This is a genomic window from Variovorax sp. P1_G12 (genome assembly GCF_056405555.1).
The window spans coordinates 63279-85545 of the sequence record NZ_JBFUBW010000028.1; the positions used below are offsets into that span (position 1 = coordinate 63279).

The 22267-nt window shown below is 69.1% G+C and carries 20 protein-coding genes; 12 read left to right on the top strand and 8 right to left on the bottom strand.

Annotation, left to right across the window (positions count from 1 at the left end; genetic code table 11):
• Window positions 1-2: 2 nt before the first annotated feature.
• The 4 genes from AC1D2O_RS27275 (at window position 3) to AC1D2O_RS27290 (ending at window position 4590) form a co-directional block, all read left to right on the top strand.
• The gene (locus tag AC1D2O_RS27275; RefSeq protein ID WP_478094190.1) at window positions 3-929 is read left to right on the top strand and encodes a LysR substrate-binding domain-containing protein; all 927 of its coding nucleotides are present in this window, start codon (window positions 3-5) and stop codon (window positions 927-929) included.
• A gap of 78 nt (window positions 930-1007) precedes the next feature.
• The gene (tcuA, locus tag AC1D2O_RS27280; protein WP_478094188.1) at window positions 1008-2414 is read left to right on the top strand and encodes an FAD-dependent tricarballylate dehydrogenase TcuA; all 1407 of its coding nucleotides are present in this window, start codon (window positions 1008-1010) and stop codon (window positions 2412-2414) included.
• Window positions 2401-3585 carry a tricarballylate utilization 4Fe-4S protein TcuB gene (gene tcuB, locus AC1D2O_RS27285; RefSeq protein WP_478158211.1) on the top strand — a complete coding sequence of 395 codons (1185 nt, stop codon included), beginning with the start codon at window positions 2401-2403 and terminating at the stop codon, window positions 3583-3585. The genes tcuA and tcuB overlap by 14 nt, the downstream gene beginning before the upstream one ends.
• Window positions 3586-3612: 27 nt before the next feature.
• The gene (locus AC1D2O_RS27290; protein ID WP_478094592.1) at window positions 3613-4590 is read left to right on the top strand and encodes a Bug family tripartite tricarboxylate transporter substrate binding protein; all 978 of its coding nucleotides are present in this window, start codon (window positions 3613-3615) and stop codon (window positions 4588-4590) included.
• 4 nt (window positions 4591-4594) lie between these two features.
• Here the strand turns inward: AC1D2O_RS27290 and AC1D2O_RS27295 are convergent, their stop codons facing one another.
• Window positions 4595-5572 carry a bifunctional helix-turn-helix transcriptional regulator/GNAT family N-acetyltransferase gene (locus AC1D2O_RS27295; RefSeq protein ID WP_478158212.1) on the bottom strand — a complete coding sequence of 326 codons (978 nt, stop codon included), beginning with the start codon at window positions 5570-5572 and terminating at the stop codon, window positions 4595-4597.
• Window positions 5573-5739: 167 nt separating this feature from the next.
• Here AC1D2O_RS27295 and AC1D2O_RS27300 point away from each other — a divergent pair, with 167 nt between their 5' ends.
• Window positions 5740-8091: a YgiQ family radical SAM protein gene (locus AC1D2O_RS27300; protein ID WP_478158213.1), complete on the top strand. Its 2352-nt coding sequence runs from the start codon at window positions 5740-5742 to the stop codon at window positions 8089-8091.
• Between the two features lie 34 nt (window positions 8092-8125).
• Window positions 8126-9037, top strand: a complete 912-nt coding sequence (locus tag AC1D2O_RS27305) for a hypothetical protein (RefSeq protein WP_478088809.1) — start codon at window positions 8126-8128, stop codon at window positions 9035-9037.
• 2 nt (window positions 9038-9039) lie between these two features.
• Here AC1D2O_RS27305 and AC1D2O_RS27310 read toward each other — a convergent pair whose 3' ends face one another.
• From AC1D2O_RS27310 to AC1D2O_RS27320, 3 genes are all read right to left on the bottom strand, one after another.
• Window positions 9040-9486: a universal stress protein gene (locus AC1D2O_RS27310; protein WP_478088807.1), complete on the bottom strand. Its 447-nt coding sequence runs from the start codon at window positions 9484-9486 to the stop codon at window positions 9040-9042.
• A gap of 97 nt (window positions 9487-9583) precedes the next feature.
• A complete protein-coding gene (locus AC1D2O_RS27315) occupies window positions 9584-10054 on the bottom strand; it encodes a nucleoside deaminase (protein ID WP_478088806.1) in 471 nt (156 codons plus the stop codon).
• Between the two features lie 64 nt (window positions 10055-10118).
• A complete protein-coding gene (locus AC1D2O_RS27320) occupies window positions 10119-11456 on the bottom strand; it encodes an MFS transporter (RefSeq protein WP_478088804.1) in 1338 nt (445 codons plus the stop codon).
• A gap of 122 nt (window positions 11457-11578) precedes the next feature.
• Here AC1D2O_RS27320 and AC1D2O_RS27325 point away from each other — a divergent pair, with 122 nt between their 5' ends.
• Both AC1D2O_RS27325 and uraD read left to right on the top strand, forming a co-directional pair.
• The gene (locus tag AC1D2O_RS27325; protein WP_478088801.1) at window positions 11579-12523 is read left to right on the top strand and encodes a LysR family transcriptional regulator; all 945 of its coding nucleotides are present in this window, start codon (window positions 11579-11581) and stop codon (window positions 12521-12523) included.
• A gap of 86 nt (window positions 12524-12609) precedes the next feature.
• Complete coding sequence (gene uraD, locus AC1D2O_RS27330; RefSeq protein ID WP_478088798.1) at window positions 12610-13137, top strand: 2-oxo-4-hydroxy-4-carboxy-5-ureidoimidazoline decarboxylase; 528 nt, start codon at window positions 12610-12612, stop codon at window positions 13135-13137.
• On the opposite strand, the gene AC1D2O_RS27335 is transcribed toward uraD, so the two are convergent.
• Entirely contained in the window at window positions 13127-14362 is a 1236-nt protein-coding gene (locus AC1D2O_RS27335) for an ABC transporter substrate-binding protein (protein ID WP_478088795.1), read from the bottom strand. The genes uraD and AC1D2O_RS27335 overlap by 11 nt on opposite strands.
• 126 nt (window positions 14363-14488) lie before the next feature.
• Between AC1D2O_RS27335 and AC1D2O_RS27340 the strand changes: the two genes are divergently transcribed.
• The 3 genes from AC1D2O_RS27340 (at window position 14489) to AC1D2O_RS27350 (ending at window position 18162) form a co-directional block, all read left to right on the top strand.
• A complete protein-coding gene (locus tag AC1D2O_RS27340; protein WP_478088793.1) occupies window positions 14489-16624 on the top strand; it encodes an esterase-like activity of phytase family protein in 2136 nt (711 codons plus the stop codon).
• 91 nt (window positions 16625-16715) lie between these two features.
• Window positions 16716-17234, top strand: coding sequence for a DUF3016 domain-containing protein (locus tag AC1D2O_RS27345; RefSeq protein WP_478158214.1), 519 nt, complete (start codon window positions 16716-16718; stop codon window positions 17232-17234).
• A 193-nt stretch (window positions 17235-17427) separates the two neighbouring features.
• On the top strand, window positions 17428-18162 hold the full coding sequence (locus AC1D2O_RS27350) for a hemerythrin domain-containing protein (protein ID WP_478088788.1): 735 nt from the start codon (window positions 17428-17430) through the stop codon (window positions 18160-18162).
• A gap of 8 nt (window positions 18163-18170) precedes the next feature.
• On the opposite strand, the gene AC1D2O_RS27355 is transcribed toward AC1D2O_RS27350, so the two are convergent.
• The 3 genes from AC1D2O_RS27355 to AC1D2O_RS27365 all read right to left on the bottom strand — a co-directional run bounded on the left by AC1D2O_RS27355 (window position 18171) and on the right by AC1D2O_RS27365 (window position 21111).
• On the bottom strand, window positions 18171-19532 hold the full coding sequence (locus AC1D2O_RS27355) for a GAF domain-containing protein (RefSeq protein WP_478088786.1): 1362 nt from the start codon (window positions 19530-19532) through the stop codon (window positions 18171-18173).
• 9 nt (window positions 19533-19541) lie between these two features.
• Window positions 19542-20039, bottom strand: coding sequence for a hypothetical protein (locus tag AC1D2O_RS27360; RefSeq protein ID WP_478088784.1), 498 nt, complete (start codon window positions 20037-20039; stop codon window positions 19542-19544).
• A 97-nt stretch (window positions 20040-20136) separates the two neighbouring features.
• The gene (locus tag AC1D2O_RS27365) at window positions 20137-21111 is read right to left on the bottom strand and encodes a LysR family transcriptional regulator (RefSeq protein WP_478158215.1); all 975 of its coding nucleotides are present in this window, start codon (window positions 21109-21111) and stop codon (window positions 20137-20139) included.
• A gap of 157 nt (window positions 21112-21268) precedes the next feature.
• Between AC1D2O_RS27365 and AC1D2O_RS27370 the strand changes: the two genes are divergently transcribed.
• The gene (locus AC1D2O_RS27370) at window positions 21269-22249 is read left to right on the top strand and encodes a Bug family tripartite tricarboxylate transporter substrate binding protein (RefSeq protein WP_478088779.1); all 981 of its coding nucleotides are present in this window, start codon (window positions 21269-21271) and stop codon (window positions 22247-22249) included.
• Window positions 22250-22267: the final 18 nt, after the last annotated feature.

Here is a 22267-nt window from a genome sequence, read left to right on the forward strand (position 1 = left end):
ACATGGAACTGAGGCAGCTGCGCTACTTCGTCAAGACCTGCGAACTGCGCAGCATGGGGCGTGCGGCGCTCGAACTCGATCTCGCGACCTCGGCGCTGAGCCAGCAGATCAGCCGGCTCGAAAGCGAGCTGTCCACGCGCCTGCTGCAGCGCAGCTCCACCGGCGTGACGCCGACCGATGCCGGCCTGGCCTTCCTGCAGCAGGCCCAGCTCACGCTGCGGCATGCCGACGAAGCGGTGCGGGCGGCGCAGCAGGCTCGGCTCTCGGGCCATGTGAGCATCGGGCTGCCGCCGACCACCGCGTCGGTGCTCGGCGTGCCGCTGATGCAGGCCATGGCCGAGCGCTACCCCGAGGTCAGGCTGCACCTGGTGGAGTCGCTGTCGGGCCACCTGGCGACGATGCTCAACGCCCGCCAGCTCGATCTCGCGGTGCTGTTCCAGACCGACACCGCACGGCGCTGGAGCGTGCTGCCGCTGCTGGACGAGAAGCTGTTCGTGATCGGCCGGGCCGGGCTGCCCGGCCTGCCGAAGGGGCCGCAGGTGCGCATCGCGCGCTTGGGCGAGCTGCCGCTGATCCTGCCGAGCGCCTCGCACGGCCTGCGCGCGACGCTCGCCGCGGCCTTCGCGCGGGCGCGGGTCGCGCCGCGCGTGGTGGCCGAGATCGACGGCCTGGCGCTGCTGATGGATGCGGTGCGTGCCGGGCACGGCGCCACCATCCAGCCGGGCGCGGCCACCGCGCGCTTCGCCGACGACCCTCTCGCGCAGGTGCGGATCGCCGATCCCCAGGTCGGCCGCCGCAACCTGCTCGCGAGCCTGTCCGACGATGAACTGTCGCCGGCGGCGCTGGCGGCCCGGGTGGTGCTCGCCGACGTGGCGCGCCAACTGGTGCGCGAAGGCCGCTGGGCCGGCGCCACCCTTCACGAAAACTGAAGACCCCTTGTTCCGGGCGCACTGTCGCCCGAGGCCCCGCCTGCCTACAGTCGCTCTCCACCACGAGGAGACAACTGCATGATCGATGTCCTGGTCATCGGCGGCGGCAATGCCGCGCTGTCCGCCGCGCTGATGGCGCGCGAGGCCGGCGCCAGCGTGCTGCTGGTCGAGGCCTCCCCGCGCGAATGGCGCGGCGGCAATTCCCAGCACACGCGCAACCTGCGCTGCATGCACGACGCACCGCAGGATGTGCTGATGGACGCCTATCCCGAGGAAGAGTACTGGCAGGACCTGCTGAAGGTGACCGGTGGCCTGACCGACGAGCACCTGGCCCGCATCGCGATCCGCGCCTCCTCGTCCTGCCGCGACTGGATGCGCAGTCACGGCGTGCACTTCCAGCCGCCGTTATCGGGTGCGCTGCACGTGGCGCGCACCAACGCCTTCTTCATGGGGGGCGGCAAGGCCCTGGTCAACGCCTATTTCCGCAGCGCCGAAAGGCTCGGCGTCCAGGTCCGCTACGAGACGCCGATCGTCTCGATCGAACTCGACGGCGACCGGTTCGTGGCCGCGCGCAGCGCGGACGGCGAGCGCATCGAGGCCCGCAGCTGCGTGCTGGCGGCCGGCGGCTTCGAGTCCAACCGCGAATGGCTCAGCCAGGCCTGGGGCGAGAACGAACGCGGCGAGCGGCCGGCCGAGAACTTCCTGATCCGCGGCACCCGCTTCAACCAGGGCGTGCTGCTCAAGGCCCTGATCGACGCCGGCGCCGATTCGATCGGCGACCCGACGCAGGCGCACATGGTGGCGATCGACGCCCGCGCGCCGCTGTACGACGGCGGCATCTGCACCCGCATCGACTGCGTCTCGCTCGGGGTCGTGGTCAATCGCGAGGCCGAGCGCTTCTACGACGAGGGCGAGGATTTCTGGCCCAAGCGCTATGCGATCTGGGGCCGCCTGGTGGCGCAGCAGCCGGGCCAGATCGCCTATTCGATCATCGACCGCAAGGCCATCGGCCGCTTCATGCCGCCGGTGTTCCCGGGCACCGTGGCCGACACGCTGCCCGAACTTGCGCGCAAGCTGGGGCTGCCCGAGGCGGCCTTCGTCGAGACGGTCGGCGCCTACAACGCGGCCTGCCGTGTCGGCCGCTTCGACCACACCGCGCTCGACGATTGCCACACCGAAGGGCTGGCGCCTGCCAAGACCCACTGGGCGCGACCGATCGACACGCCGCCGTACTACGGCTATGCACTGCGCCCCGGCATCACCTTCACCTACCTGGGCCTCAGGGTGAACGACCAGTCGGCCGTGCACTTCGGCGGCCGACCGAGCCCGAACCTGTTCGTGGCCGGCGAGATGATGGCCGGCAACGTGCTCGGCAAGGGCTACACCGCGGGCGTCGGGATGGCGATCGGAACCGCCTTCGGACGCATCGCAGGCACCCAGGCCGCCCTCGCGGCAAGCAAGGAACTCGACCATGCAGCAGCTTGAGGCGTTGACCCGCGAGGCGGTGTCGCTCGCGGCCGGCGGGCCGCGCGTGATCCCGATCCTCAGCGAGCGCGAGGCCGAGGTCGGCCGCCAGATGCAGATCTGCAACGCCTGCCGCTACTGCGAGGGCTTCTGCGCCGTGTTCCCGGCGATGACGCGGCGGCTCGAGTTCGGCAAGTCCGATATCCACTACCTGGCCAACCTGTGCCACAACTGCGGCGCCTGCCTGCACGCCTGCCAGTACGCGCCGCCGCACGAGTTCGCGGTCAACGTGCCGCGGGCGATGGCCGAGGTGCGTGGGCAGACCTATGCGGACTACGCCTGGCCGCCGATGCTGGGCCGGCTGTACCAGCGCAACGGGCTGACGCTGTCGCTGGCCCTGGCGGCGGCGCTGGCGTTGTTCCTGGCGCTCGCGGTGGCGAGCCACGGATCGCTGTGGGGCGGTCGGCTGGAGGGCAACTTCTATCGGCTGTTTCCGCACAACCTGCTGGTCGGGCTGTTCGCGCCGGTGTTCCTGTTCGTGGTGTTCGCGCTGGGGATGGGCGTGGCCCGCTTCTGGCGCGATGTCACGCCGGCCACGAGCGGCGCGCCGCTGCGCGCGCCGGCCGCGGCCGAGGCCGCCGACGCCGTGCTGCGCCTGAAGTACCTCGACGGCGGCCACGGCGAGGGTTGCCACGACGAGGACGATGCTTTCACGCTGTCGCGCCGGCGCTTCCACCATTTCACCTTCTACGGCTTCCTGCTGTGCTTCGCGGCCACCAGCGTGGCCACGCTCTACCACTACCTGCTCGGCTGGCAGGCGCCCTACGCGCTGCCCAGCCTGCCCAAGCTGCTGGGCGTGGCCGGCGGGGTGAGCCTGATGATCGGCACGGCCGGGTTGTGGCGGCTCAACCGGCGGCGTCACCCGCTGCACGGCGACCCGGCGCAGAAGCCGATGGACCTGGGCTTCATCGCCTTGCTGTTCCTCACCAGTGCCAGCGGCCTGGCGCTGTGGCTGGGGCGCGGGACACCGGCGCTGGCGCTGTTGCTGTGCCTGCACCTGGGCGCGGTGATGGCGCTCTTCGCCACGCTGCCCTACGGCAAGTTCGCGCACGGCATCTTCCGCACCGCGGCGCTGCTGCGCCAGGCCGTCGAGAAGCGCCAGCCGAATCCGATCGGCCTCGGCGTCGACTGAACAAGACAACCATTCCGGAGACCCACGATGAACCGACGTCACCTGTTGCGCGCCACCACCCTGGCCGCGTCCTCCCTGTTGCTGGCCGGCGCTGGCCAGGCGCAGGACTTTCCCCCGAGCAAGCCGGTGACCCTGGTGGTGGGCTTTTCCGCCGGCGGCGCGGCCGACGCGGCGGCACGGCTGATCGCGAAGAAGTTGGGCGAGAACATCGGCCAGAGCGTGGTGATCGACAACAAGGCCGGTGCGGGTGGCAACATCGCCCACCAGCTGGTGGCGAACGGTCCGGCCGACGGCACGATGCTGCTGTTCGGCTCGATCGGGCCGCTGACCATCGCACCGCATGTGATGAAGGTCCGCTACGACCCTTTCAAGGACCTGGCCGCGGTGTCGGGCGGCGTCAATTTTCCTAACGTGCTGGTGGTGCACAAGGGACTGGGCGTGAAGACGCTCGCCGAGTTCGTGGCGCTGGCAAGGAAGAAGGCCGGCGGCGTGGACTATGCGTCCACCGGCGCCGGCTCGGCCTCCCACCTGGCCGGCGAGCTGTTCAACCAGCGCGCCGGCATCGAGATGGTCCACGTGCCGTACAAGGGCGGGGCACCCGCCTTGCAAGACCTGCTGGGCGAGCGCGTCGCTTCCTACTTCTCGGCCCCGCCCACGGCATTGCCGCAGGTGGAAGCCGGCAGGCTGATCCCGCTCGCCACCACCGGGTCGGTGCGGCCGGCCTACATGCCGACCATTCCCACGGTGGCCGAGTCGGGCTACCCCGGCTTCGAGGCGCTGAACTGGTATGCCTTCGTGGCGCCGGGCAAGACGCCGGCGCCGATGCTGGAGCGCTGGAACCTCGAGATCGTGAAAGTGCTGAACGACCCGGGTGTCAAGGATGCCTTGAACAAGCACGGCCTGACGCCGCAGCCCACCACGCGGGCCGAACTCACCGCCTTCATGCGCAAGGAAGATGCCAAGTGGGGCGGCATCGTGCGTGAGCGAAGGATCACGGCGGATTGAGCCCTCAGGCGGAGGTGGGCGCAGGCCCGAGCTTCAGCTCCCAGGTCTCGCCGACCAGTTGCTGGCCGAAGCCCTCGTAGGGCTCGGATTTGACGAGCTTGAAACCGCGCGCGGCGTAGATGCCGCGCGCCGCCGTCAGGCAGCTGTTGGTCCACAGCACCATCTTCCTGTAGCCCTTGCCGCGGGCGAAGGCGATGCACTCGTCGGTGAGGCGGGCGCCCAGGCCCAGTCCGCGCGCCTTCGGGCTCAGGACCAGCATGCGCAACTGGGCCGTGGTGGCCGACTTGCGCACCACGAACACGGCGCCGACCCGCTCGCCGTCGAGCTCGGCGATCCAGCAGCGCTCCCACGCCGGCTGGAACTTGCGCAGGAACTGGCCCGCGATGTCGGCCACCAAGGCCTCGAAGTCGCTGTTCCAGCCGTATTCGCGCGCATAGATCTCGCCGTGCTGCTGCACCACCCAGCCGATGTCGCCCGGTGCCGGATCGCGCAGCACCGCGGCCTGGCGCCGGGCCGGCGGCTGGGCGCCCGGTTCGAGCAGCGCCTGCAGCGTGGCCATCGCATCGACCAGCTTGCGCCGTTCGGCAGCGGCCAGGGGCGCGAGCAGCGCCAGGGCCTCGTCGCGCGACTTCTGCTGCAGCGGCGCGAATGCCGCGTGGCCGGCTTCGGTCAGGGCCAGCAGGCTCTGGCGCGCATCGCGCGGATGGGCCTGGCGGCGCAGCCATCCACGGGCCTCGAAGCCGCGCAGGATGCGGCTGAGATAGCCGGCGTCCAGGTGCAGGTCGCGGCCGATCTCGCTCGCCACCGCCTCGGCGCGGTGGGCCAGTTCGTAGAGCACGCGCACGTCGGTCAGCGACATGTCGCTGTCCAGGTAGGGGTCGAGGACGCCGATGCGACGGGTATAGAAGCGGTTGAAGCCGCGGATCGCCTTGACCTGGGCGACCTCGGACAAGAGGGCGGTTGCGTCGGACATGATTGCCATTGTCAATTGATTGATTGACAAAAGCAATCAATTGATCGGGTGCCGGGGAGGGGCCTTAGTCCTTTAGGGCGACAGATCCAATGGAAAACCCTAAAATCGCGGGTTGCCCACCACGGGCCCACCCGGCCCGCAGGCCTGCGCGGCAACCGATTGCCGTTTTCCCCCTGATGAACGCCCCCGTCGACGTCTCCTTCTTCACGCGCGCCGCCAAGCCGCTCACCAGCTACCGCAAGTACTGGGCGGCCCGCTTCGGCACGGCAAAGTTCCTGCCGACCTCGCGTGCCGAGATGGACGCGCTCGGCTGGGACAGCTGCGACATCGTCGTGGTCACGGGCGACGCCTACGTCGACCATCCGAGCTTCGGCATGGCGGTCATCGGCCGCATGCTGGAGGCGCAGGGTTTCCGGGTCGGCATCATTGCGCAGCCCGACTGGCAGAGCGCCGACCCGTTCAAGGCGCTCGGCCGCCCGAACCTGTTCTTCGGCGTCACCGCCGGCAACATGGATTCGATGATCAATCGCTACACGGCCGATCGCAAGGTGCGCAGCGACGACGCCTACACGCCGGGCGACATCGGCGGCAAGCGGCCCGACCGCGCGGCCATCGTCTATTCGCAGCGCTGCAAGGAAGCCTGGAGCGACGTGCCGATCGTGCTCGGCGGCATCGAAGGGTCGCTGCGCCGCATCGCGCACTACGACTACTGGCAGGACAAGGTGCGCCGTTCGATCGTGGTCGACGCCAAGTGCGACCTGCTGCTCTACGGCAACGCCGAGCGCGCCATCGTCGAGATCGCGCACCGGCTGGCGGCGCGCGAGCCGGTTGCGCACATCACCGACGTGCGCGGCACCGCCTTCGTGCGCCGCGAAACCCCCGAGGCCTGGTTCGAGATCAATTCGACCAGCGTCGACGAGCCGGGCCGGGTCGAGGCCCACGTCAATCCGTACCTGATGGTGTCGGACCAGGCCAAAGCCAACGGCGCCACCTGTGCCAAGGAAGACGATGCGCAGGCGGTCGCCCAGGCTGCCGAGGCCAGGGGCTCGGTCAACCTCGCGATCAAGCCGCTGACCTTCGTGCCGAATCCGGCCCTGCAAAGCCGCGAGCGAATCAAGGTGCCGCCGCGCGACCGTTCGGTGATCCGGCTGCCTTCGTACGAGCAGGTGCGTGCCGACCCGGTGCTCTATGCCCACGCCAATCGCGTGCTGCACCTCGAGACCAACCCGGGCAATGCCCGCGCGCTGGTGCAGGCGCACGGCGAAGGCACGACCGCGCGCGACGTCTGGATCAACCCGCCGCCGATCCCGCTCACCACGGCCGAGATGGACCACGTGTTCGACCTGCCGTATGCGCGCAGCCCGCATCCGGGTTATGCCGACGAGAACGGCAGCCACGACGGCGCCACCAAGATCCCGGCCTGGGAAATGATCCGCTTCAGCGTCAACATCATGCGCGGCTGCTTCGGCGGCTGCACCTTCTGCTCGATCACCGAGCACGAAGGCCGCATCATCCAGAGCCGCTCGGAAGACTCGATCATCAAGGAGGTCGAGGCGATCCGCGACAGCGTGAAGGGCTTCACCGGCACCATCTCCGACCTCGGCGGGCCGACCGCCAACATGTACCGCATCGGCTGCAAGTCGCCCGAGATCGAGTCGGCCTGCCGCAAGCCCAGCTGCGTGTATCCGGGCATCTGCCCGAACCTCAACACCAACCACGATCCGCTGATCAAGATCTACCGCCGGGCGCGTGCGCTCAAGGGCATCAAGAAGATCCTGATCGGTTCGGGCCTGCGCTACGACCTGGCCGTGCAGTCGCCCGAGTACGTCAAGGAGCTGGTGCAGCACCATGTCGGCGGCTATCTCAAGATCGCGCCCGAGCACACCGAGCAGGGCCCGCTCACCAAGATGATGAAGCCGGGCATCGGCAGCTATGACAAGTTCAAGCAGATGTTCGAGAAGTACTCGGCCGAGGCGGGCAAGAAGCAGTACCTGATCCCGTACTTCATCGCCGCCCATCCGGGCACCAGTGACGAGGACATGATGAACCTCGCGATCTGGCTGAAGAAGAACGGCTTCCGCGCCGACCAGGTGCAGACCTTCTATCCGTCGCCGATGGCCACCGCGACCACGATGTACCACACCAACAGGAACCCGCTGCGCAAGATCACGCGCGAGAGCGAGACCGTGGACATCGTGCGCGGCGACAAGCGCCGCCGGCTGCACAAGGCCTTCCTGCGCTACCACGACGCCAACAACTGGCCGCTGCTGCGCGAAGCGCTGAAGTCGATGGGCCGGGCCGACCTGATCGGCAACGGCAAGCATCACCTGATCCCGACCTGGCAGCCGCTGACCGACGGCAGCTACCAGAGCGCCCGGCGCAAGAACTCGACCGCGGTGGCTGCCAAGCCGGCGGCGCCGGTCAAGGGCCGCATCCTGACCCAGCACACCGGGCTGCCGCCGCGCGACACCGGGGCAGGGCGGCCGAAGCCCTCCGCGGGCAAGGCGGCGATCCGCAAAGGTCGCTGAGAGGACTGCGCCGCGGCCCCTGTATCGTGTTGGCATGAACAGACTGCCGGCTCCTTTCCCGCTCTGGTGTCGAATCGGCCTCTGGCTGGCGCTGTGCGCGTGGGCCTCCGGCGCGCAGGCAGCGCTCGAGGCGGGCTCCGCCCAGGCCCTGCGCGCGCTGCACCACAAGCTCGGCGGCCAGTTGGCCCACAGTCCCTTGAAGCGGCCAGTCGTGCTGGATTCGGCCGAGACCGACGGCGGACTCCAGGGTGACGTCTACGCCGTCGTCGATCATTCGCTGGAGGAGGTGCGGCGCGCCCTCGAACAATCGTCGCAGTGGTGCGACATGCTGCTGCTGCACATCAACAACCGGCGCTGCCGAGTCGCCCGCGGACCCGGGGGCGACACGCTCACGCTCAGCGTGGTGCCACGCTACGACAAGCCGATCGAGCAAGCCTTCGAACTGTCCTTCGTGCACCGCGCGCCGCAGGCCGCGCGCGACTACCTGCTGGTGGACCTGTCGGCGGAATCCGGTCCGATGGGCACCAGCAACTATCGCGTGATGCTCGAAGCCGTGCCGCTCGGGGAGCACCAGACCTTCCTGCATTTCGCCTATGCCTACGACCACAACGTGGTGGCGCGGCTCGCCACCATGGCCTACCTCGCGACTTTCGGCAGCGAGAAGGTCGGCTTCACGGTGATCGGCAAGAATCCGAATGGCGATCCCGAATACATCCGCGGCCTGCGCGGCCTGGTGGAGCGCAACGCAATGCGCTACTTCCTGGCGCTCGATGCCTACCTCGATGGCCTGGCCGTGCCATCGGCCGAGCGCGACACCCAGCGCCTGAACCGCTGGTTCGAGGCGGTCGAGCGCTACCCGACGCAGCTTCACGAAATCGATCGCGTGACGTACCTCGGCATCAAGCGAGAGGATCGCCAGCGCGACGCGGCGGCGCCCGCGCGCTGAATTCAGCGCAGCACCAGCACCGGCGTATGCGAATGGGTCAGCACGTGCAGCGTTTCGCTGCCCATCAGCAGGCGCTTGATGCCGCGACGGCCGTGCGAGGCCATCACGATCAGGTCGCAATGGTGGACCCGCGCGGCCTCGATGATGGCTTCGGACACCCCCTCGGCCCGCACGATGATGGCCGTGGTGCTCTTGACGCCCCGGGAATCGGCCTTGGACTTGACCGCGTCGACCACCCGCTGGGCCTCGATGTCGGCCTGTTCGCGCAGACGCGAGACCTCCATCTGGCTGAGCAGCAGCGACCCTTCGAAGTAGCCGGCGGTCTGGTGATGGACCACCTTGACGGCGAACAGCTCCGCCTGCGTCAGGATGGCCAGGTCGATGGCGCTGGACACGGCCTGTTCCGACAGCTCGGAACCGTCGGTGGCGACGAGGATGCGTTCGTACATGACGGAACTCCCGGGCGAGCGGGACCCGCCCCCTGATTCAGATTACTGCGCGCATCGCGCGGCTGCAAGGCGCAGCCCCCGTTCTAGGCAAGCTTGCCTAGCCCCGCCGGCCCCAGGCCTCGTACAGGTCTTCGCCCTCGGGCCGCACCGGCAGGCTGACGAGCTTCATTTCGCGCTGCTCGAGCGGCCTGGCCAACTCGACGTAGCCCCGAGCGGCCGACAGGTCGTAGGGCTCGCCATCCTCGTTCGAGTAGGCGTAGTAGACCTCCTTCACGCCCGCCAGGTACATGGCCGTGAGGCACATGGGGCAGGGATAGCCGCTCGCATAGACCGTGCAGCCGCTGAGGTCGGTGCTCTTCAGGGCCCGGCCGGCCGCGCGCACGGCCTGCATCTCGGCATGGGCCGAAGGGTCGCACAGCGCCTCCACCTCGTTGACGCCGGTGGCCACCACGCGGCCCTCGCGGGCGATCACCGCGCCGAACGGCCAGGTCTTGCGCTGGCGCACGTTCTCCATGGCGAGCTGGATGGATTCGAGCAGGTATTTCTCGGCGTCTGTCTTCGTGGTCATGGGATGTCGCTTGAGCGTGGGATGAATCGGCTGCCGTGGCAGGCCGGTCTGAACAAGGGCGGGGTCAGGCCTCTTTCGGCGGCTGCCTGCGGGCGATGAACACGATCACCAGCACGGCGGCCAGCAATTCGATCGCGGCGACCAGATACAGGCCCGGCGCCACCCGCCCGGTCGCGTTCTTGATCAGGCCCATTGCATAGGGGGCGCCGAAGCCCGCGAGGTTGGAGATCGAGTTGATCAGCGCCACGCCGACCGCGGCGGCACCACCGCTCAGGAACATGTTCGGGAACTGCCAGAACACCGGGATCGCGCTCATGGTGCCGACCAGGGCCAGGCCCATCGCGAGCAGCGGCACGATGGCGGGCAACCCCGGCAGGCCGAGCGCCAACGCCAGCAGCAGCATGCCGGCGGCGCCGCAGATCGCGGCACCGCTGAAGTGCCAGCGCAGTTCGCCGCGGCGGTCGGAGTTGCGGCCGTTCAGGATCATGCCGGCGGCGCCGAACAGGTAGGCCGCGCCGGCAATCCAGCCGATCGCCATCGGCGTCACGAAGCCGGTTTCCTTGATGACGGTGGGGATCCAGAAGGTCAGCGTCGAATTGGCGCACAGCAGGCAGAAGAAGATCGCGATCAGCAGCCACACCTTCGGGTGGGTGAAGAGCTGGCGCCAGTCGCTGCCGCGGTCGCCGAGCCGGCGGTTGTCGAGCTCGAGTTCGTGGCGCACGACGCGCTTTTCCTCGTCGCTGAGCCAGCGCGCCTGCTCCGGCCGGTCGGTCATGTAGAACCAGGCGAAGACGCCGGCCAGCACCGAGGGGATGCCTTCGAGCACGAACAGCCACTGCCAGCCGTGCCAGCCGTGGACGCCGCCCATCGAGGTCATGATCCAGCCGGCGATCGGGCCGCCCAGCACGCCCGCGATCGCCGAGGCCGACATGAAGGTGCCGAAGGCCTTGGCGCGGCGCTGCGAGGGATACCAGTAGGTCAGGTACAGGATCACGCCCGGGTAGAAGCCGGCCTCGAAGGCGCCGAGCAGGAAGCGCAGCAGGTAGAACTGGGTCGGCGTCGTGACCCAGGCCTGCATCATGCAGACCAGGCCCCAGCCGATGGTGATGCGCATCACGGTCTTCTTGGCGCCGATCTTCTGCAGCAGCATGTTCGACGGCACCTCGAAGAAGAAGTAGCCAAGGAAGAAGATGCCGGCTCCTAGCCCGTAGACCGCCTCGCTGAAGCGCAGGTCGTCGAGCATCTGCAGCTTGGCGAAGCCGATGTTCACGCGGTCGAGCCAGGCCAGTACCCAGAGCGCGCCCAGGAAGGGCAGCAGCCGCCACGAGATCTTGCCGTAGGTCGCGTCGACCTTGTCCTGGGAGGCGATGGCGCCGGGCAGCGCCATGTCGTGTGCACTCATGTCTCAGCTCCTTGTTCTGGCCGGATTCGGCTGCGCCAATGTTGGCCGCTTGGGCCCCTGTGCGAAACTGGGCAGCCGCAATAGGGCACATAGCAATGTCGATATCCGGAGTCTGAACCACCGTGTCGCGCGCCGATGATCCGTTCGAGACCTATCTGCTCAGGGTGCTTTGCGCCTTGATGGCCGACCAGAGCGTCTCGCGCACTGCGATCCGCATGAACCAGTCCCAGCCGGCCATCAGCGCCGCGCTCAAGCGGCTGCGGGAGATCTTCGGGGATCCCCTGCTGGTGCGCGACAAGAACACCATGGTGCCCACCCCGCGCGCGCTGGCGGCGGCGGCCCAGGCGCGGGCTGCGCTGGCGCTGATCGACGGCCTCGTGAGTTCGGGCGAGCGCTTCGATCCGGCGACCACCGAGCAGGCTTTCACGATCGCCATGCCCGACTACCTGGCGCCGCCTTTCCTGGCCCACGTGGTGCGGACCTTCCGCACCGAGGCGCCGCGCGCGCGGTTGACCGCCATGCCGCTCGGCCCGCAGTTCGACTACGAGCGGGCCCTGCAGGACGGCGCGGTCGACATCGTGATCGGCAACTGGCCGAGCCCGCCCGAGCATCTGCACATCTCGACGCTGCTGGAGGACGAGGTGGTGTGCGTCCTCGCGCGCGAGCATCCCTGGGCGGCCGAAGGCGCGCTCACGCTCGAGCGCTATCTGCGGGCGGCGCACGTGGTGCCGATGCCGTACTCGATCGGCCAGCGCGGCGTGGTCGAGTCGGGTCTCAACACGATGCGGGTCGGCCGCGACCGGCGCGTGGAGTGCCCGTACTTCGGCCTGGCGCCGAGCCTGCTGCCCGGCACCGACCTGATCATGACCACCAGCCGCCATTTCGCGCAGTACCACGCCGAGCGCCTGGACATCGCGATCGTGCCTTCGCCGATCCCGCTTCCGGCGATGCGTTTCTACCAGTTGTGGCACTCGTCGCAGCACCGCGCGGCAGCGCACGTCTGGCTGCGCGGCGTGCTCACGGCCGCGTCGCGCACGCTGGCGCAGCCATCGGCCCGGCTGCACTGAGCCAGAGCAATCCCCGGGCCCTTTGCTATGCGCCGTATAGCGCCGTGCGTCTTCAGGCGCGCGTGACGCGTTCCTACACTGGGTGCATGTCCACACTGCAAACCCACCTCGACCTGAGCGCCGTCAATGCGATGGAGCGCAGTGCATTCACCGCCGCCCTGGGCGACATCTTCGAGCACTCTCCCTGGGTCGCCGATGCGGCGTGGGCGGTGCGCCCCTTCGGCTCGGTGCGGGCGCTGCACGAGGCCATGATGGACGGCGTCCGGGCCAGCGGCAGGGCCCGGCAGATCGAGTTCCTGCGCGGCCATCCGCCCTTGTCGGGCAGCGCGGTGCGCGCCGGTTCGATGACCTCGGATTCGATCGCCGAGCAGAAGAGCGCCGGGCTGGAGGCCCTGTCGGCGACCGAAGAGCAGACCCTGGACCGCCTGAACCGCGCCTACGAGGCGCGCCATGGCTTCCCGTTCATCGTCTGCGTGCGGCACTACACGCGGGCGGGCGTCTTCGCGGAGTTCGAGTCGCGCAGCCTGCGCGAGCCGGCACAGGAACTCGCCGAGGCGCTGCGCCAGGTCGGCTTCATCACGCGGCTGCGCCTCGTGGCGCGGGTCAGCGCCTGACCAGCGGGCAGTTCGAATCGGCCAGCGGCGCGAAGGCCCTGTCGCCCGGGATCGTCTCGAGCACCTTGTACAGATCCCACTCGCCCTTGGACTCCGCCGGTGTCTTGACCTGCACCAGCAGCATGTCGTGCACCATCTTGCCGTCGGCGCGCAACTGGCCATTGCGGATCACGGCGTCGTCGAGCCTGGCCGAGCGCAGCTTGGCGAGCACCGCGTCGGGCTCGTCGGTGCCGGCGGCTTCGATGGCCTTGAGGTAGCTCAGCACCGCCGAGTAGACCGCCGCCTGCATCATCGTCGGCATCTTGCGATGCACGGCCTGGAAGCGCTGGCCGAAGGCGCGCGAGCGCTGGTCGTAGTCCCAGTAGAAGCCGTTGGTGAGGATCATGCCCTGCGCATTCGCGAGGCCCATGCCGTGGATCTCGGTGATCAGCGACAGCAGCGGAGTGAAGGTCTGCTTGCCGCCGCGCACCATCGCGAACTGCGAGGCCTGCTTCACGGTGTTGAGCGTGTCCAGTCCCGAGTTGGCCAGGGCGATCACCTGGGCGCCGGAGTCCTGCGCCTTCAGCAGGTAGGAGGACTGGTCGGACGAGTTCAGTGGATGGCGTGACGACCCGAGCACCTTGCCGCCGGATCGGGTGATGATCGCGGTGGCGTCCTTCTCGAGCGCATTGCCGAAGGCGTAGTCGGCGGTGATGAAGTACCAGCTGTTCATGCCCTTCTTGATGAGCGCGGGCACGGTGGTATTGGCGAGCGAGAAAGTGTCGTACATCCAGTGCACGCTGTGCGCGGTGCACTGGTCGTCGCTGATGGTGGAGGCGCCGGCACCGGTGACCATCGCGAGCTTCTTCTTCTCGTCGGCGATGCGGGTCACGGCCAGCGCGACGTTGGAGTAGGTCAGGTCGGTGATCATGTCGACCCTGTCCTGGTCGAACCACTCGCGCGCCTTGGTGGCGCCGATGTCGGTCTTGCCCTGGGAGTCGGCCGAGACCAGCTCGATCGGCATGCCGAGCACCTTCCGGTCCTTCGAGAACTCGTCGATCGCGAGCTGCGCCGCCACGATCGAGCCCTTGCCCGCGTTGTCGCTCGAGACGCCCGAGAGGTCGGTCAGCACGCCGATCTTCACGACGTTGTCCGAGATCCGGGCTTGGGCCGCGGCGCCGGCGCCGAGCGCGGCGAGGGCGATGGCCACGGCGAAGCGCCGCAGCCCTGGGTTCATCCGATCCATGCAGGTCTCCTTTGTTGTTCGAGCGGCCAGTTTATGCGGGGCACGATTTCACGGCGGCGTCACAAACTTCCGTACTAATGCCCGGGCTCGCGCGCGGTGCGCGGGCATCACTGTGCAGGAACAAGAATGAACGAGCGATCGAGGATGACGTGGCTGGCGGCGGTGGGGGCCGGCCTCGTGGTGGCCGCATGCGGCGGTGGCGGCAGCGGCGGCAGTTTCGTGCTGCCCACGGGCGGCACGGGAGGCACGGGCGCCGGCGGCGGCACAGCCATCGGTGGCGGCACTGCTGCAACGGTACCGAGTGTGGCCGGCGTCTTCCTCGACGCGGCGGTCGAAGGCCTGGACTATGTCGCGGGGACGGCCCCCAAGGCGGTCACCTCGGCCAAGGGCGAGTTCGCCTGCAAGGCGGGAGAGACCGTGAGCTTCAGCCTCGGCGCGTTGGCGCTCGGCAGCGCCGCCTGCGGCAGCACCCTCACGCCGCTCTCGCTGGCGGGGCAGCAGGCCACGCCCGAGGGCTTGAAGGCCGATGCGGTGGTCAACCGCCTGATCGCGCTGCAGAGCTTCGACGAGGACGGCGACCCGTCCAACGGCATCCGCATCGCGGACGCGCTCAAGGGCGCATTGAAGGCCGGCGCGCTCGACTTCGCGGCTCCGGCGGCGAGCTTCGACAGCGCATTCAACACCTTGCTCGCGGCGCTGCCGGGCCCCTATGCCACGCGGGTGTCCGATGCCAATCGGCGCGCGCTGGCGCGCGAGCACTTCGAGAACACGCTGGCCGCCCAGCTCGGCGCCCCGGTGGTCGAGACCTCGACCCAGACCCATGCGCTGGGCGCCATTGCGGTGAGCGTCACCCGCCACCAGTTGCAGGCCGACGCGAAGTTCAACGTGCCTTATGAAGGCGCCAACGAGAAGACGCGCGCCGATTTCCCGAAGGGCTTCCTGCCGGCCTACGGCTCCGGCCTGGCGTTCAAGGGCACGGCGGCCGATGGCGCGCTGGAGTTCTACGCCATCACCGACCGTGGCCCCAACGGCGATGGCCCGACCGCGCCGGTGCCTGGCGGCGCCGGTGTCAATATCAGCAAGGTGTTTCCGGCGCCGTCCTTCGCGCCGAGCTTCGGACTGGTCACGGTCGGCAAGAGCGGTGCCGTGCTGCAGACGAGCGTCGCGCTGAAGCAGGATGCCACTCGCAGAATCAGCGGCCTGCCTCCGCAGTCGGGCGTGGGGGCCACCGGCGAGACGCCGCTGACCGACGCCTACATCTTCGATCCGGCCAAGGCGAACTTCGACGCCAACGGCCTGGACCCCGAGACATTGGTGCTCGACAAGGCCCGCAAGGTGCTCTGGAGCAGCGACGAATACGGTCCTTTCATCGTTCGCATCAACATCGACAGCGGGGTCATCGAGAAGAAGTACGCGCCGGGCAGCGGCGCGGCGGACCTGCCTGCGGTGCTCGCGCTGCGGCGCCCCAACCGCGGCATGGAAGGTCTGACGCTCGACGTCGCCAGCGGCCGGCTGCACGGCTTCCTGCAGAGCCCGATCGACCCGAAGGACGGCGCCGGCAAGTCGATCCAGGCCTTGCCGCCCGGCGGCAAGAAGACCGACGTGCGCCATCTCGCGAAGTTCACGCGCTGGCTCGAGTTCGATCCGGCCACCGAGCGCTCGAAGCTCTACGCCTACCCGATCGACGGCAGCCAGTACGACAAGGACCGCACCGGCAACGCCAAGCTCGGCGATGTCGTGAGCCTGGGCAATGGGCGCTTCATCGTGATCGAGCAGGGCGCGCGCAAGAGCGATGCCAAGGTGTTCAACAAGCTGGTGCTGGTCGAGATCCCGGCCGATGCGACCGACATTGCCGCACTCGATCACAACCTCGAGATCAGCAGCATCACGCAGGCGGCGTCCGGCGGTGCCGACTGGTCGAGCGTGGTGACGCTGAAGAAGACCGATCTGCTCGACCTCAACGCGCTCGGCTGGCTGGCCGAGAAGGCCGAGGGCCTGACGCTGGTGGACGAGCACACGCTGGCGCTCGTCAACGACAACGACTTCGGGGTCGCCACCACGCTGCTGGATGCCAGCGGCCAGCGGGTGGCCGGCAGCATCGAGGATTGCACCGTGGATGCCGCCGGCGCGATCGTGAGCGGCTGCCCGGCGGGCGTCGTCGGCGCACGCATCACACGCGGAAGCGACCTTGAACGGCCGACGCGGCTCTGGCTCCTGCGCTTCGCGCGCAAGCTGACCGACCTGAAACTGCCGGCCCCCTGAGGTCACTCGGCCCTGACCCTGGAGCGTGCCGGCGCGGAACCCGGGGTCGCGCCGCGGAGTCGAAGAAGGCTCGGCCTCGACAGGAGACGCCATGCCCCGACGCCTGACTTCCACACTCGCGGCGATCGTCGTCGCCGCCGGCGCATCGGCGGCGGCTTCCGCTGCCGCACTGTCGGTCGTTTTCGTCGATCCGGACAGGTTCACCGATGCCGCGTATTCGCATCCCCACGGCACCGAGCAGCAGCGCGCTGAAGTACTGCGCGACATCGAGCGGCACCTGCGGCAACTGGTCGAGCGCGACCTGCCGGCGGGCGACGCGCTGCGCATCGAAGTGCTGGACATCGATCTGGCCGGGTGGTTCGAGCCGTTTCGCTTGCGCACCGGCACCGATGTGCGAGTCCTGCGCGACATCACCTGGCCGCGCATCCAGCTGCACTACACGCTGACGCGCGGCGACCGGGTGATCGCGAGCGCCGAGGAACAGGTGGCCGACCTGAACTACCTCATGACGGTCAATCGCTATGGATCCAGCGACCGGCTGCGCTACGAGAAGGCGATGCTGGACGACTGGTTCCGCCGGCGCATCGCGGTCCAGGCTCGGCAGGACTGACGCAGCCGGGTGTTCCTGTTCCTGATGAGCGGGACGGGCGGCTGCCGGCCGGGGGGTCCGCGCGCGAAATTTAAGGTTTGATGAGGGATTGCGTAAGCAATTCTTAGCGGCGCGCGCGGGCGTGGATTCCTAGACTTCTTTTCCAGCAGGCAGGCGCACGGTGCGCCCGCCGCTGAACCGAAAAGAGGACCCCATGAACATCGATCAGCGCGAACTGCGCCATGTCGCGGAGGCCGCAGCGCCCCGTGTCGATTTGTATGCCGGCATTCACAAGGCGTTGCGCGCGCTGATGGCCGACACCCTGCTGGCCGTCGGGCGGATGGACAGCGACGATGCGCTGGAGCTTGCGCAAGTCACTCAGCGGGTGCTCGAACTGCTCGATTTCTGCCGCTCCCACCTGCGGCACGAGAACGAGTTCGTCCACACCGCGATCGAGGCCCGCGCGCCCGGCGCCAGCGGCAAGATCGCGCATGAGCACGACGAGCACCTGCAGGCCATCGTCGCGCTGGCCGGCGAGACCACGGCCCTGCTGCAATGCGCGCCCGCGGCCCGGGCCGCCGGCACGCTGGCGCTGTACCGCGCGCTGGCGCTGTTCGTTGCCCACAACTTCGAGCACATGCATGTCGAGGAGACCGCCCACAACGCGGTGCTGTGGGCCCGCTACACCGACGCCGAGCTGATCGCGATCGAGAACGCGCTGGTGGCCGCGATCCCGCCGGAGGAGATGATGTTCGTGCTGCGCTGGATGGTGCCGTTCATGAACCCGGCCGAGCGCGCCGCAATGCTGGGCGACATGCGCGCGCATGCGCCGGCGCCGGCCTTCGCCGCGGCGCTGGACGTGGTGCGCCCGCATTTGCGCGAGCGCGAATGGACCAAGCTCAGCGCCAGCCTGGGCCTGCCGGCGGTGCCGGGACTGGTGCAGGGCTGAGTCCCGGCTCAGCCCGCGATCTCGGTCAGCGCGACCGGCCGCGCGATGCGCAGCTGGAAGCGGCCGCGGCCGGTCTTCTCGATCCGGATGTGCGGGCTGTTCTCCTGCAGCCGGCGCTGCAGCAGCACCAGCCGCGCCTCCAGGTTGTCCGAGAGATCGGGCAGCCGCAGCGCCGGGTCGAGCCGAAGCTCGCGATTGGTGAATTCGCTTCGGCCCTGTTGCGCGTGCTCGCGCAGCAGCTTGCCGAAGATGGCGCCGGCCACGCCCTTGATCAGGTAGCTGTCGCCGATGAAGACGCTGTTGTTGGCCAGATAGTGGCGCACCGCGACCGGGGCGCCCGTGGCCGACGTCTGCCGCGCCGGCGCGGCAGGCTCGGCCGAGGCGGCCGGCTCGTCGGCGGTGCGCAGCAGTTCGAGGGCGGCGCCCAGGTGGCCGGCGATCGTGACCAGCGCATCCTCGTCCTCGAAGCCGAAGCGCAGGTCCTGCGGGCTCTCGACGAACAGCGCGCCGAGCAGGCGGCCGCAGGACACGATCGGCACCGCGAGCTGGCTGTGCGGCTCGGGCAGGCCCGGAAACGGGATCTCGGTCTCGAGCACCAGGCCGGGCTCGATCTCCCGCATGCTGCTGCGCACCGCGTGGCTGTAGCTGGCCGCATTCGTCATGTGGCTGATGCGCACCGGCGTGCGCTCGCGTGCGGCGACGCCGATCACGCCATGGCCGATCTCGATCTCGGAGCCGACGCCCGAGGTCGCGTAGCCGCAGCTCGCCACCGTGTACAGGCGGTCGGTCGCGCCGTCGCGCATCAGCACCATCGCGTGGCGCACGTCGAGCTGGTCGTTGAGCACTGCGAGCACGGCCTGCAGCAGCTCGTCGGTCGCGCAGCAGGCGGACAGCCGTTCGGCGCAACGGCGCACGCCCGCCAGCAGGCCGTGGCGCGGCGGCGGCGGCGCCAGGCCGTCGCCTTCCAGAAGCTCGATGGCCTCGACCTCGTAGATGTCGGCGCCGAGCAGGCGGAACACGCCCGCCATGCCCGAGTGGGAGGCGATGCCCGCCAGTTGGGCCTTCATGCCTTCGAAGCGCGGCCCGCCGGTCTCGGTGCGCAGGTAGCGCAGCCTGAGCCGGTAGAAGGCGGCGACCACCGGATCCATCACCAGCACCGTCGCGTGCGGATTGGCCAGGATGTTCTGGCGGGTCTTGTTGAAGAACTGGAAGGACAGCGCGACATGCCGCTCGTCGACGTAGTAGACCTGCGAGATGTAGGCGACGTTGGGCGTGCCGTCCTCCGAACAAGTGGCCATCATCGCCGGGATCGCACCTTCGAAGCAGGCGCGGATCGCATGCAGCGAGGGCGGCGTGGCGCGCAGGTTCATCGCAGTGTTTCAAAGAGCGGGCAGTGCGCTGCCGGCCTTCGGGCCGGGCGTCTGGTCGAAGGCCGCGGTCGGGTTGAAGCGGATCGCCACCACATCGTCGAGCGTGAAGGCCAGCATCGCGCGCACGAAAGGGATGTCGTAGCCGACGCAGCCGACCTCGTGCTCCATCGAGCGCAGGTAGCGGCGCAGCAAGGGCTCGTCGGCCTCGGTGGCGGCCCGAAGCTCCGCGCGGCCGGCCTTCACCTGCACCGTGCGATGGCTCAGCGGTTCGCTGAAGACCACCGCGATGTGCCCGGTGGCGGCGATGTCCTGCAGCAGCTGGCGCGACTGGCTGCGCGAGACATAGACCGTGACCTCGCTGCCGTCCGGTGCGATGCCGGCGCCGACCGCGCGCATCAGGCTGGGCCGGTGCGCGACATTGCGCGAGGCGACGATGGCCGAGACGCCCTTGTCGATCATCGCGATGTGCTCGGGGCTCAGCAGTGGGCGGGGAGGGTCGGCGGACATGGAGACGGGCCGGTCGGCGAAAGCCCGCATTGTGATTCAAAGTCCCGCTGCCGTCCGTTTTACAGTCGGCCTACGCCAACCGGCCGACGCGCCTGTCTCAGGCCGCCAGCCGGGTCTCCGGCACGACCGGCGCGCTGACCCGCAGGTGACGGGTGGCGCTGGCGGTGCGCATCACCGCCGACAACAGCGAGCGGAACCAGATGTGGGCCGCCGCGTGCTGGTTGCGCCCGTGCCAGAGCTGGTAGAAGCGCATCGGCGGGAAGGCGATCGGCGAGGGCACCACGGCCAGCGGCAGCGTCGCCGCGAAGTGCAGAGCGAAATGCCGGCTGGTCGTGAAGATCAGGTCGGTGCCGGGCAAGAGCTGAGGTGCCATCGAGAAGTAGGGCACGGTCACCGTGGGTGTGCGCGCCATGCGCTGGGCCGCCAGGTGGGTTTCCACCACCCCGCGCTGCAGTCCGCTGTAGAGCAGCGGGACCACATGGGAACCCTGCAGGTAGTGCGCGAGCGTCAGGCCCGCGGCGCCCGGGTGGTCGCGGTCGACCAGGCAGACGATCTCGTCCTCCAGCAGCAACGTGGTGCGCAGGTGCTCGGGCGGCTGCGGCCAGTTGCCGATCACCACGTCCAGCGCACCTTCGGCGAGCGCGGCATCGAAGTCGTAGTCCTGACCGAGCGGCTGCAGCAGGATCCGCGCGCCGGGTGCCGTGGTGCGCAAATAGTGCACCACGGCCGCCATCAGCGGCGGCGCCAGGTAGTCGGGCGTGCCGATGCGGAAGGTCTGGTGCGTGGTGGCCGGGTCGAAGGCGTCGCCGGGCGAGAGCAGGGCATCGATCTCGCCGAGCACCGTGCGAACCGAGGCCTCCAGCTGCAGCGCGCGCTCGGTCGGCACCATGCGCTGCTTGTCCTTGATCAACAGGGGGTCGTCGAAGATCTCGCGCAGCCGCTTCAGCGCGGTGCTGACCGCGGGCTGCGACTGGTTCAGGCGCGTCGCCGCGCGCGAGACGCTGCGCTCGTTCATCAGGATGCTGAAGACGCGCAGCAGGTAGGTATCGAAGGGGTCGTTGGTACGGGACATCGCCTGTCTCCTGCACAGATTTGGTGCCTCGGGGCACCGGCGCCGGTCGCCGGCGGGCTCCGGGGCGGCGCTTTGCTATGCCGCTGATTGCTGCCTAGCGATTGGCGTGCCATGGCTGCGTTCCTAGAGTCAGGCATCCCTCTTGCTGCACCACCCCATGACCCACCTGATTCACCCCACGCGCCGCGGCGCACTCCAACTGCTGGCCGCAGGCGCCGCCGCGCTGGGCCTGCCGGCCTTCGCCCAGTGGCCGGACAAGCCGATCAAGATCATCGTGACCTTTCCGCCCGGCGGATCGAGCGACATCCTGGCCCGCGTGATGGCCGAACAACTGGGCAAGAAGCTGGGCCAGGCCGTGGTGGTGGACAACAAGCCCGGCGCCGGCGGCACGATCGGAGGCGCCCAGGTGGCCGCGGCGGCGCCCGATGGGGCCACCTTCATGCTGTCGAACACCACGCCGATCGCGCTCGGCCCGTTCACCCTCGACAAGCAGCCCTACGACCCGGTCAGCGCCTTCACCCACATCGCCTACCTGGGCTCGGCGCCGCTGGTGATCATGGCCAGCAAGCCCTCGGGCATCACCACGTGGGCCGAACTCGAGGCGCGGGCACGCAAGGAAGGGCGGCTGGACTTCGGCTCCGGTGGGCCCGGATCGATCGGCCACATCCACGGCGAGCTGATCCGCAAGACCACCGGCGCGAACCTGGTGCACGTGCCGTACCGCGGCGGCGCCCCGATGACCACCGACCTGATCGCCAACGTGATCCCGGTCGGCATCGACGTCATCACCGCCTACGTGCCGTTCTTCAAGAGCGGCCAGCTGGTGCCGCTCGCCGTGACCGGCAGCGCACGCTCGCCGTTGATGCCGGAGGTGCCGACCATCGTGGAGCTGGGCCAGCCGAAACTCGTGCTCGAGAACTTCTTCGGACTGAGCGGCCCGGCCAGGCTGCCGCCCGAGATGGTCGTGCGGCTCCACACCGCCTGCAACGAGGTGCTGGTGATGCCCGAGGTGCAGAAGAAGCTGATCGAACTCGGCATCGTCGCCAGGCCCGAGAGCACCTCCCGCTTCGAGGCCATGGTCAAGGAGCAGGTGGGCGTGCTCGGGCCGACGGTGAAGGCCGCGGGCATCAAGCTCTGAGCGTGCCGCGGCCTGCTT

What these genes read in the sequence shown, in the direction of transcription:
- AC1D2O_RS27335 (WP_478088795.1), bottom strand. Translation starts at nt 14,362, where the DNA reads ATGGATCGGATGAACCCAGGGCTGCGGCGCTTCGCCGTGGCCATCGCC.
- AC1D2O_RS27345 (WP_478158214.1), top strand. Translation starts at nt 16,716, where the DNA reads ATGCCCCGACGCCTGACTTCCACACTCGCGGCGATCGTCGTCGCCGCC.
- tcuB (WP_478158211.1), top strand. Translation starts at nt 2,401, where the DNA reads ATGCAGCAGCTTGAGGCGTTGACCCGCGAGGCGGTGTCGCTCGCGGCC.
- AC1D2O_RS27275 (WP_478094190.1), top strand. Translation starts at nt 3, where the DNA reads ATGGAACTGAGGCAGCTGCGCTACTTCGTCAAGACCTGCGAACTGCGC.
- AC1D2O_RS27340 (WP_478088793.1), top strand. Translation starts at nt 14,489, where the DNA reads ATGAACGAGCGATCGAGGATGACGTGGCTGGCGGCGGTGGGGGCCGGC.
- tcuA (WP_478094188.1), top strand. Translation starts at nt 1,008, where the DNA reads ATGATCGATGTCCTGGTCATCGGCGGCGGCAATGCCGCGCTGTCCGCC.
- AC1D2O_RS27320 (WP_478088804.1), bottom strand. Translation starts at nt 11,456, where the DNA reads ATGAGTGCACACGACATGGCGCTGCCCGGCGCCATCGCCTCCCAGGAC.
- AC1D2O_RS27295 (WP_478158212.1), bottom strand. Translation starts at nt 5,572, where the DNA reads ATGGCAATCATGTCCGACGCAACCGCCCTCTTGTCCGAGGTCGCCCAG.
- AC1D2O_RS27365 (WP_478158215.1), bottom strand. Translation starts at nt 21,111, where the DNA reads ATGTCCCGTACCAACGACCCCTTCGATACCTACCTGCTGCGCGTCTTC.
- AC1D2O_RS27370 (WP_478088779.1), top strand. Translation starts at nt 21,269, where the DNA reads ATGACCCACCTGATTCACCCCACGCGCCGCGGCGCACTCCAACTGCTG.
- AC1D2O_RS27300 (WP_478158213.1), top strand. Translation starts at nt 5,740, where the DNA reads ATGAACGCCCCCGTCGACGTCTCCTTCTTCACGCGCGCCGCCAAGCCG.
- AC1D2O_RS27305 (WP_478088809.1), top strand. Translation starts at nt 8,126, where the DNA reads ATGAACAGACTGCCGGCTCCTTTCCCGCTCTGGTGTCGAATCGGCCTC.
- AC1D2O_RS27310 (WP_478088807.1), bottom strand. Translation starts at nt 9,486, where the DNA reads ATGTACGAACGCATCCTCGTCGCCACCGACGGTTCCGAGCTGTCGGAA.
- AC1D2O_RS27360 (WP_478088784.1), bottom strand. Translation starts at nt 20,039, where the DNA reads ATGTCCGCCGACCCTCCCCGCCCACTGCTGAGCCCCGAGCACATCGCG.
- AC1D2O_RS27315 (WP_478088806.1), bottom strand. Translation starts at nt 10,054, where the DNA reads ATGACCACGAAGACAGACGCCGAGAAATACCTGCTCGAATCCATCCAG.
- AC1D2O_RS27350 (WP_478088788.1), top strand. Translation starts at nt 17,428, where the DNA reads ATGAACATCGATCAGCGCGAACTGCGCCATGTCGCGGAGGCCGCAGCG.
- uraD (WP_478088798.1), top strand. Translation starts at nt 12,610, where the DNA reads ATGTCCACACTGCAAACCCACCTCGACCTGAGCGCCGTCAATGCGATG.
- AC1D2O_RS27355 (WP_478088786.1), bottom strand. Translation starts at nt 19,532, where the DNA reads ATGAACCTGCGCGCCACGCCGCCCTCGCTGCATGCGATCCGCGCCTGC.
- AC1D2O_RS27290 (WP_478094592.1), top strand. Translation starts at nt 3,613, where the DNA reads ATGAACCGACGTCACCTGTTGCGCGCCACCACCCTGGCCGCGTCCTCC.